This is a genomic window from Burkholderia sp. ZZQ-2 (assembly GCF_050768715.1).
Taxonomy (GTDB): domain Bacteria; phylum Pseudomonadota; class Gammaproteobacteria; order Burkholderiales; family Burkholderiaceae; genus Burkholderia; species Burkholderia cepacia.
On record NZ_LDVA01000297.1, the window covers coordinates 158,934 to 167,346 of the forward strand.

Consider the following 8,413-nt stretch of genomic DNA (forward strand, 5'->3'; position numbering starts at 1 on the left):
CGCGAACGGCCGGGCGGGGCGCGGGTTCAGCGATGCGCGGGCGCTTCGGACGGAATGCCTTCGATCGGGCATTCGGGCGTGCCGGGTGTTGCGCGTGTCAGGCGTTCGACGGCCTGGCGCGTGCCGTCCGGGTCGTTCACCCAGTTCGCATAGAACTCGAACGGGCATTGCGCGACGCCGTTCGGCGATTCGCCGGAACCGATCTTGCCCGTGTAGCCGCGGTGCAGCAGCTTGTACAAGTGGTTCTGCGACTGCATGTTGCGTCGCGCGTCGCGGATCAGGCTCACCGACAGCTCCGCGTACTGCACGCCGTTCTCTTCCTCGCCGCATTCGCCGAGCGTGCGGCCGTCGAAGCCGACGATCGCCGAGTGGCCGAAATACGAGTACACGCCGTCGAATCCGGACGCATTCGCGACTGCCACGTAGCAGTTGTTCATGAACGCCATCGCTTTCGACACGAGCACCTGCTGGTCCTTCGCCGGGTACATGTAGCCCTGGCAGCGCACGACGAGCTCGGCGCCGCGCATCACGCAGTCGCGCCAGATCTCCGGGTAGTTGCCGTCGTCGCAGATGATCAGGCTGATCTTCAGCCCCTTCGGCCCTTCGGCGACGTATGTGCAGTCGCCCGGATACCAGCCTTCGACCGGCACCCACGGCATGATCTTGCGGTACTTCTGCACGATCTCGCCCTGGTTGTTGATCAGCACGAGCGTGTTGTACGGCGCCTTGTCCGGGTGTTCCTCGTGGCGCTCGCCGGTCAGCGAGAACACGCCCCACACGTTCGCCTTGCGGCACGCGGCCGCGAAGATGTCGGTTTCCTCGCCGGGGATCGTCGATGCGGTGTCATACATCTCCTTCGCGTCGTACATGATCCCGTGCGTCGAATACTCGGGAAACACGATGAGGTCCATGCCGGGCAGGCCGCGCTTGATGCCGACCACGCGCTCCGCGATTTCGCGGGCGTTCGCGATCACGTCGGCGCGCGTATGCAGGCGCGGCATCTTGTACTGGACGACGGCGACGCCGACGGCGTCGTTGCTGCTGGAAATATCGCCATGACGCATGGTGTGCTCCTGGTTCGGGTGAAGACGTGCGTTTTCGAAAGACAAAAAAAAGCCCTTGCCTCGACGAGCGAGGCAAGGGCTTCTTTGCCGGTCTGTTCATCCGACAACGCTGTCGGATAACGGGAATGCGGATGGGCGGCCCGAAACGGGGCCGGCGAAGCGCGGGCTAGCGGGCGCGCGCTGCGCACGATCGTGGGACGTCTTTGTCCGCCGGATCGATGGGATGCACTCTAGGCAAAGTTTTTTTTGGACGCAACATCGCGTATACCCCTGCACGCGGTGAGGGCGCGGCGTGCGCCCGGGATCGTGTATTGCGCCGCGCGATCGAGCGGGGTCGGACGCACGCTTGCGTGAACGACGGCGCATTGTCGTTCCGCGCCGGCTTCGATGGATCGGCCGGCCGGCGCGTCGGCATCGGCCATCAAGGTTGCGTGTACAACCTTTTTGCGCGATGCCGATGCGCGATGCGCGCCGACCCACGCTCAACTACGCTTAACCGCGCTCGCTCACCGCATTGCTTTCGAGAAAGCTGTCCACCGCGATCAACGACTGCTCGTCGAGCGTGCCGAGCACGCTTTTCAGCTTCAGCTGCAGCTTCAGCGCGTCGAGATAGCTGTCGAACAGCTTCTGCCGGATGCCCGAGATGTCGCGCCGCAGGTTCAGCGTTTCGTACGTCGTGCTGTAACCGACCTGATGCGCCTTCATCGACGAATCGTATGCGAGCCGCGCGGCCTGCAGCGACTGCTGCAGCGCGCGGATGCGCTTGCCGACCGATTCGAGCGCGGACAGCGCCTCGCGATGATCGGTGCCCAGTTGCTCCTCGACTTCGCGCAGCCGGTTGCGGTACTGCTCGGTCACGTGCTCGGCTTCCACCTGCCGGTAGTACACGCTGCCGCCCGAGAAGATCGGGATCGTCACCTGCACGCCGACCGCGCTCTGATGGAAGTCGGAGCGATCGGTGAGCCCGCGCAGGTTCGGGTTGAGCCCGCGCGAATACGACGCGAACAGGTCGACGGTCGGCAAGTGCTCGGCGCTGACGCGCTTCGCGGCGAGCCGCGCGACCTGGACGTCGCGGTACGCCTGCCGGTACGCGGGGTTGTCCTGCGGCGCGTATTCGCCCGACGGAATGCGCGGCGACGAGCCGCGCATCGCGAGCCGCGGCCAGCGCGAGAAATCGATCGTCGAACCGAGCAGCGTCTCGTAGCGCGCGCGGCGCGCGTCCACGTCGGTTTGCGCGAGGGCTTCGTCGGATTGCGCAAGACTGCGGCGCGCCTCGATTTCGGCCGTGTCGCCGATCGTCTTCATGCCGAGCTGTGCCATGCGTCGCGTATCGCTTTCGAGCCGGGTGAGCGCGCTCACTTCGTCGTCGGCCGACTGCAGTTTCTCGCGTGCGCTCAGCAGGTCGAAGCACGCGTTCGCGACGCGCAGGATCAGGTCCTGCTTCGCGACTTCGAGTTTCTGTTTCGCCGATTCCTCGTACTCGGTCGCGCGCCGCATGTCGTACAGGTAGGGCACGTTGAACAGCGCCTGCGTGACCTGCGCGGAACCGTATGCGGCATTGCTCGAGCCGCTGACGTCGATGCCGAACAGGTTCGCGTGCGTACCGTAGCGTCCCCATTCGAGTTGCGCGGCGGCCTGCGGCAACATCTGCGCGCGTGCTTCGGGGAATTTCTGGCGGGCCGCATCGTATTCGCTGCGCGCCTGCAGGTAGCGTGGATCGTGCACGACCGCGTACTGGTAGGCGGTGTCGAGGCAGAACGCGCGCGCGTTCGCCGACAGGCCGGCTATCGTTACAGCGAACAATGTCACGGTTGCAAGTCGGGGATTCCACCTAGTCGTAAAACTTGATAGGGAATTACCCGAATTCCGCGTCGCCGATCCGTAATTCGCGCGCCTCGTTTCAAACATGGCCGTCTCCGTCTCCTGCCCGTGCCGCAATGCATTGCGGCGGGATTTAAACGTATTGAAATTGAAATTCAAACAGAATGAATGCCTGCCATCCGTGGCGCACCGGAAAACGCGCCTGTAAGAGTGTGTCCTCCATTGAATTCCGATGCGCCCGCATGATAGCCTGATTTCGGCTCGTAATCGCAGTGATTATTAGATTAACAAGTCGCTAGGGATTAAAAGCCGTTTGTCTTTCAATGAAGGTTCTTTGCATCATCTTTATTTTTTACGAGGAGAGAATGATGAAGGTCATGACGACGGAACAGGTCAGGAATGTGCATGGCGGCGGTGCGATCAGCTCGCTGGGTAGCCTCGCCGTTGACGCCGCGCCGGTGGTGACCGCGCTCGGCCAGTTCCTGCCGAGCCTCGGCAATTACCTGCAGAACCCGAAGACGTTCAATAACACCGGCAAGTAACCGCCGTGCGCGGGGAGGCGCCCCCCGCGCGAAATGCTGCGAAACAGAAGGAAAAGAATCGATCGCCGAAGTGGCAATAAAGCGAATCCGGAATGCATTATTTCCGGTTCGGGCGATTATCAGGAGGCGGGAGTGCCGGATTATCCCCGTAATAAAGTTAACGGCCATTGAAATTTCAATTGGCTGACGGTGGCGGGCATTCCGACAATATAAAGGCCACAACAAATGCGAGACATCACGGAAGAACAGGCCCGCCAGATTCGCGGCGGCGCGTCGCTTTACTCCAATTCGGCCGCCTATACGGTCGATCTCGTCAACCAGTCGATCGGGACCACGCTGCAGGGCCTGATGACCCAGTACCAGACCCGCGCCGTCGAACAGTTCCGGATGTCGCTCGGCTCGTCGCGCTGAGCGGCCCGCCAGGCGGCCGGTAACACCGGTCTTCCGTCGCAGCCGGCAGCGTGCCGGCTGTGCCCTTGCGTATCGCGCACGACCCGCCACGGGCCCGCATCGGCAGGCCCGGGCGGCGTGTCGTCGCGCCTCGGGTGCCCGACCATGCTCTTCAATACGCGTAAAGTCCGTCCGGTCCTGCAGGACGAGGTGACGGAGTGCGGCCTGGCCTGCCTCGCGATGATCGCGTCGTGGCACGGGCGCGAAACGACGTTGCGCACGCTGCGCAACCGCTATCCGGTCCGGATCGATTCCGGGCTGTCGTTCTTCGACCTGATGGAGATCTCGAACGATCTCGGCCTGCGCGCACGCGGGCTGCAGTTCGACGCGGGCGAACTCGACGCGCTCAAGACGCCGTGCATCCTGCACTGGGGGATGAACCACTATGTCGTGTTGACGAAGGTCGGCTACGGCAGCGTGCACATCGTCGATCCGGCGCTCGGCGAAACGAAGCTGCCGCTCGCGCAGGCGCTCACGCACATCACGGGCTACGCGCTCGAACTGAATCCCGATATCGGCTTCACGCGGGCGGGGCAGGCCGACCGGATCCGGCTGCGCGACTACCTCGAAGGGCTGACCGGCATTCGCAAGAGCCTCGCGATCGGCATCGCGGGCGGCGTCGCCGCGCAGCTCCTGCTGCTGCTCGGCCCGTCGTACGTGCAACTGACGATCGACGAGGCGCTGAAGAAGACCGACGTCGACATCCTGTACCTGCTGACGATCCTGTTCGCGATCGTGTTCCTGTTCGACACGCTCTACGCGAACCTCGTCGGCAACATCAAGAGCTACCTGCGCAACATCGTGTCGCAGCAGTTGTCGGCGAACATGGTCGGGCATCTCGCGCGGCTGCCGATCGGCTATTTCCTGTTCCACAACACCGGCGATTCGATCTCGCGCGTGTCGTCGGTGTCGGAGGTCGGGCGGTTTCTCGTCGACGGGCTGGTCGGCGGGCTGCTGAATATCGTCACCTGCACGCTGACGCTCGTGCTGATGCTGTACTACAGCCCGGTGCTGGCCGGCATCAGTCTGGCCGGGATGGTGCTGTTCGCGCTCAGCCGGCTCGCGATCCAGCCGCAGCTGCAGGACGCGATGTCGCAGATCCTCACGCGCGGCGCGGAAGCCGATGCGCTGCTGATCGAGAACATCCGCTCCGCGCACTCGATCAAGCTGCTGTCGGCCGAAACCGCGCGCAGCAGCCTGTGGGTCAACGCGTTCACGCAGAAGCTGCAGGCGATGCGCCAGCAGGAGCGGCTGCAACTGCTGTTCGATGCGGTGTCGAAGGGGATCGTGCACGTCGAGCAGCTCGTGATCGTCACATACGGCGCGTGGCTCGTCATGCACGGGCAGAGCACGATCGGCGTGATCTACGCGTTCATCCAGTACAAGAACCTGTTCGCGGACAAGTTCATCGACTCGATCCAGCTCTACGTGCGCCGCAAGGTGTTGCAGGTGCACATGGACCGCGTCGCCGACGTGTTGCAGACCGAGACCGAGGAACCCGCGCCGGACGCGGTCGTGCGGCCCGTCGACGGTTTCGACGGCACGCTTTCCATCCGCGCGCTGTCGTACACGCCGAAGGGCGGCAACCGCCCGATCCTGCGCGACATCGCGCTCGACGTGCCGGCCGGCAGCAAGATCGCGATCGTCGGCCGCACCGGCAGCGGCAAGACGACGCTGCTGAACCTGATCTGCGGGCTCGTGCGGCCCGAGCCCGGCACGCTGTTCGTCGGCGGCGTCGATCTCGCGGAAGTGAACCTGCGGCAGTACCGCAAGCATCTCGCGGCCGTCACGCAGTCCGACCAGCTGTTTCGCGGCACGATCCGCGACAACATCACGAACTTCGCGCCCGCGCCGCGCATCGGCGCGATGTTCGACGCGGCGAAGCTCGCGTGCATCCACGACGAGATCGAGCGGCTCGACCATCGCTACGACACGCCGCTCGGCGATACGCAGAAATTCCTGTCGGCCGGGCAGATGCAGCGGCTCCTGATCGCGCGGGCGCTGTATTGCGAGCCGCGCCTGCTGATCCTCGACGAATTCTCGTCGAACCTCGATCAGGCGACGACCCACGAGATCTGCCGCAACGTGCTGACGCTGCCGTGCACGATCGTGCTCGTCACGCACGACGCGTCGATCCTGTCGATGGTCGACCGGATCTACCAGATGCACGACGGCGTATTGACCGACGCGACCGATGCGTGGCGCGCGGCCGAGGAGGCACGGTGATGCTCGGGCGACTCTTCCTGCTCAATCCTTTCTCGTATGCGTTCCTGGTGCGGCGCGCGGTGCGCGCCGTCGCGCTGCGCACGTCGCCGGCGCGCGGGCTGCGGCTGATGCGCTGGTGCTCGGGCGCCTGCCTGCGCTGCTTTCCGTGCATTCGCGAGTCGATCGAGCGCGCGGTCGCATACATGCTGAGCGCGCACCTGAACGACGATCCGCGACGCGTGCGGGACGTGTCGGCGGCGATCGTGCGCGAACTGTTCGAAGCGGAATTCGCGGGGCTCAAGCTGCGCACGCACAGCCTCGAATCGATGAAGTCGATGATCGACGGGATGGCGTGCGAAGGCGACGAGCAGCTGCGGGCGGCACTCGCGTGCGGCGGCCCGCTGATGCTCGCGGGGCTGCACTTCGGCAACCTGATGCTGTTCGTCACGAAGCTGCGCTTCATGATCCCCGACGACCGCAAGCTGATGGTGATCCTGCACCGGGATGCGCCCGGCGCGTTCTTCGACGATGCGCTGCGGCTCGTCGCCGAATACGGCGCCGGCGAAGTCGAGTTCATCGACATCGAGGAGCGCGTGCACCTGCGGCGGCTAATCACGAGCCTGCGGCGCGAGGCGCCCGTGTTTCTGCTGTTCTCCGACCTGCACGGCAAGTTCGGCAAGACCAACCGCTGCCGGCTCGGCGGCCGCTGGGTGCGGATGGCCGGCGGCGGCGTGAAGCTCGCGGTCGAGCAGGGGATTCCGCTGCTCGTCGCGTATGCGACGGGCGTGCCGTTCCGCGATCGCTGCGCGGTGCATTTCACCGAGCTCGCGGCCAGCCCGCTCGTGCCGATGCTCGGCGCGGACGACGACGCGTCGCCGGTGCGCGCCACGCACCAGCGCATCGTCGACCGTCTCGAACAGGCGCTCGTGCGGCAGCCCGAGCAGTGGCATTTCTGGGAACACTTCACGCCTTACCTGATGCCGACGCCGCTGCTCGATGCGGCCGCGCGGCGTCGCTCCTGACGAGCCTGCCCCATGCCGACCTGGAACTCCGCCCTCCGAGAACAGAAGCCGTCGCGCAAGCTCGCGCGCGGCACGACCTTCGGCACCGTGATCCACGGCGTCGTCGACGTGCCGGTGTCGATGCGCTTCTTCTGCTACCTGTCGCTCGCGATGTTCGCGATGTTCGTGACCGCGCTCGTCGAACTGAGCTACGCGAACACCGAGAGCGTGTCGGGGATGCTGACGCCGCGTTCGGGGCTGATCGGCGTCAGCGCACCGCCGGGCTGGGCCGTGCGCGACGTCTACGTCGGCAAGGACCAGCACGTGAAGGCCGGCCAGCGGCTGCTGGCGGTGACGCGCGACACGAGCTTCGTGAGCCAGGCGAACAACGTGCAGGGGATGCGTGCGGCGCTCGACCGGCAGCGCGTCGAGGTCACGCAGCAGATCGACGCGGCACGCCTCGAATACCGGTCGTCGGTACAGCAGATCAACCAGCAGATCGCCGCGCAGGGCGAGAGCCGCGGGCTGATCGACCGGCAGATCCAGGACCAGAAGCGCATCGTCGACGAGTACGGCGAACGGCGCGCACGCGTGAAGCAGCTGCTCGACGAACAGGTCGTGACGCTCGAGCAGTACAACCAGGTGAACACGCAGTACCTGCAGGCCGGGCAGGCGTACCAGGACCTGCTGCTCCGCCGCGCCGAGCTCGCGAAGAATGCGATGAAGCTGCGCGGCGACCTCGACACGATGCAGAGCAAGTACGACGGTGCGAACGCGGAACTGAAGATCAAGCAGGAGGAGCTGAACGCGAAGGAATACAACATCGACGAGAACGTGAACCAGGTGCTGTACGCGCCGGCCGACGGGCAGATCGTGCGGCTCGACGTCGTGCAGGGCGGCGTGATCGACCCGCCGGGTACGCGCGTCGTCGAGATCCTGCCCGCGAAGGCGGACGGGCTGATCGCCGAGGTCTACATTCCGTCGTCGAAGGCCGGCTTCGTGAAGAAGGGGCAGGAGGTGAAGGTTGCGTACGCAAGCTATCCGGTCGAGAAGTTCGGCACGTATCGCGGCAAGGTGCTGTCGATCTCGCCCGTCGCGTTTTCCGCGAAGGAGCTGAACCTGCCGGGCGATGCCGCCACGCCGCAGACCTACTTCAAGACCTGGGTCGAGCTGGCCGACCGCACGCCGGCGTTCGAAGGGCGGCCGCTGTCGCTGCGGGCCGGGATGATGCTGAAGGCCGACATCGTGCTGGAGCGGCGCAGCCTGCTCGAATGGCTGTTCGAGCCGTTGTACCGCATCCGTCAACGCCTGTTCGGCGTGCCGGCCTGAG

Annotated in this window: 7 protein-coding genes; 5 read left to right on the forward strand and 2 right to left on the reverse strand. The window is 65.2% G+C overall.

What is annotated here, in order from left to right; all coding sequences use genetic code 11:
* Positions 1-26: 26 nt before the first annotated feature.
* Positions 27-1,064, reverse strand: coding sequence for an aliphatic amidase (locus ABY44_RS26640; RefSeq protein ID WP_021159493.1), 1,038 nt, complete (start codon positions 1,062-1,064; stop codon positions 27-29).
* A gap of 492 nt (positions 1,065-1,556) precedes the next feature.
* On the reverse strand, positions 1,557-2,972 hold the full coding sequence (locus ABY44_RS26645) for a TolC family protein (protein WP_060171131.1): 1,416 nt from the start codon (positions 2,970-2,972) through the stop codon (positions 1,557-1,559).
* A gap of 278 nt (positions 2,973-3,250) precedes the next feature.
* On the opposite strand from ABY44_RS26645, the gene ABY44_RS26650 reads away from it, so the two are divergent.
* From ABY44_RS26650 to ABY44_RS26670, 5 genes are all read left to right on the forward strand, one after another.
* Positions 3,251-3,427, forward strand: coding sequence for a hypothetical protein (locus ABY44_RS26650; RefSeq protein ID WP_006479216.1), 177 nt, complete (start codon positions 3,251-3,253; stop codon positions 3,425-3,427).
* Positions 3,428-3,652: 225 nt separating this feature from the next.
* Positions 3,653-3,838 (forward strand): hypothetical protein, encoded by a 186-nt coding sequence (locus tag ABY44_RS26655; RefSeq protein ID WP_027791386.1) that lies wholly within the window; start codon positions 3,653-3,655, stop codon positions 3,836-3,838.
* 144 nt (positions 3,839-3,982) lie between these two features.
* On the forward strand, positions 3,983-6,103 hold the full coding sequence (locus ABY44_RS26660) for a peptidase domain-containing ABC transporter (protein WP_059683259.1): 2,121 nt from the start codon (positions 3,983-3,985) through the stop codon (positions 6,101-6,103).
* Positions 6,100-7,104, forward strand: coding sequence for a hypothetical protein (locus ABY44_RS26665; protein ID WP_060171256.1), 1,005 nt, complete (start codon positions 6,100-6,102; stop codon positions 7,102-7,104). The genes ABY44_RS26660 and ABY44_RS26665 overlap by 4 nt, the downstream gene beginning before the upstream one ends.
* 12 nt (positions 7,105-7,116) lie before the next feature.
* On the forward strand, positions 7,117-8,412 hold the full coding sequence (locus ABY44_RS26670; protein ID WP_027791389.1) for an HlyD family secretion protein: 1,296 nt from the start codon (positions 7,117-7,119) through the stop codon (positions 8,410-8,412).
* Position 8,413: the final 1 nt, after the last annotated feature.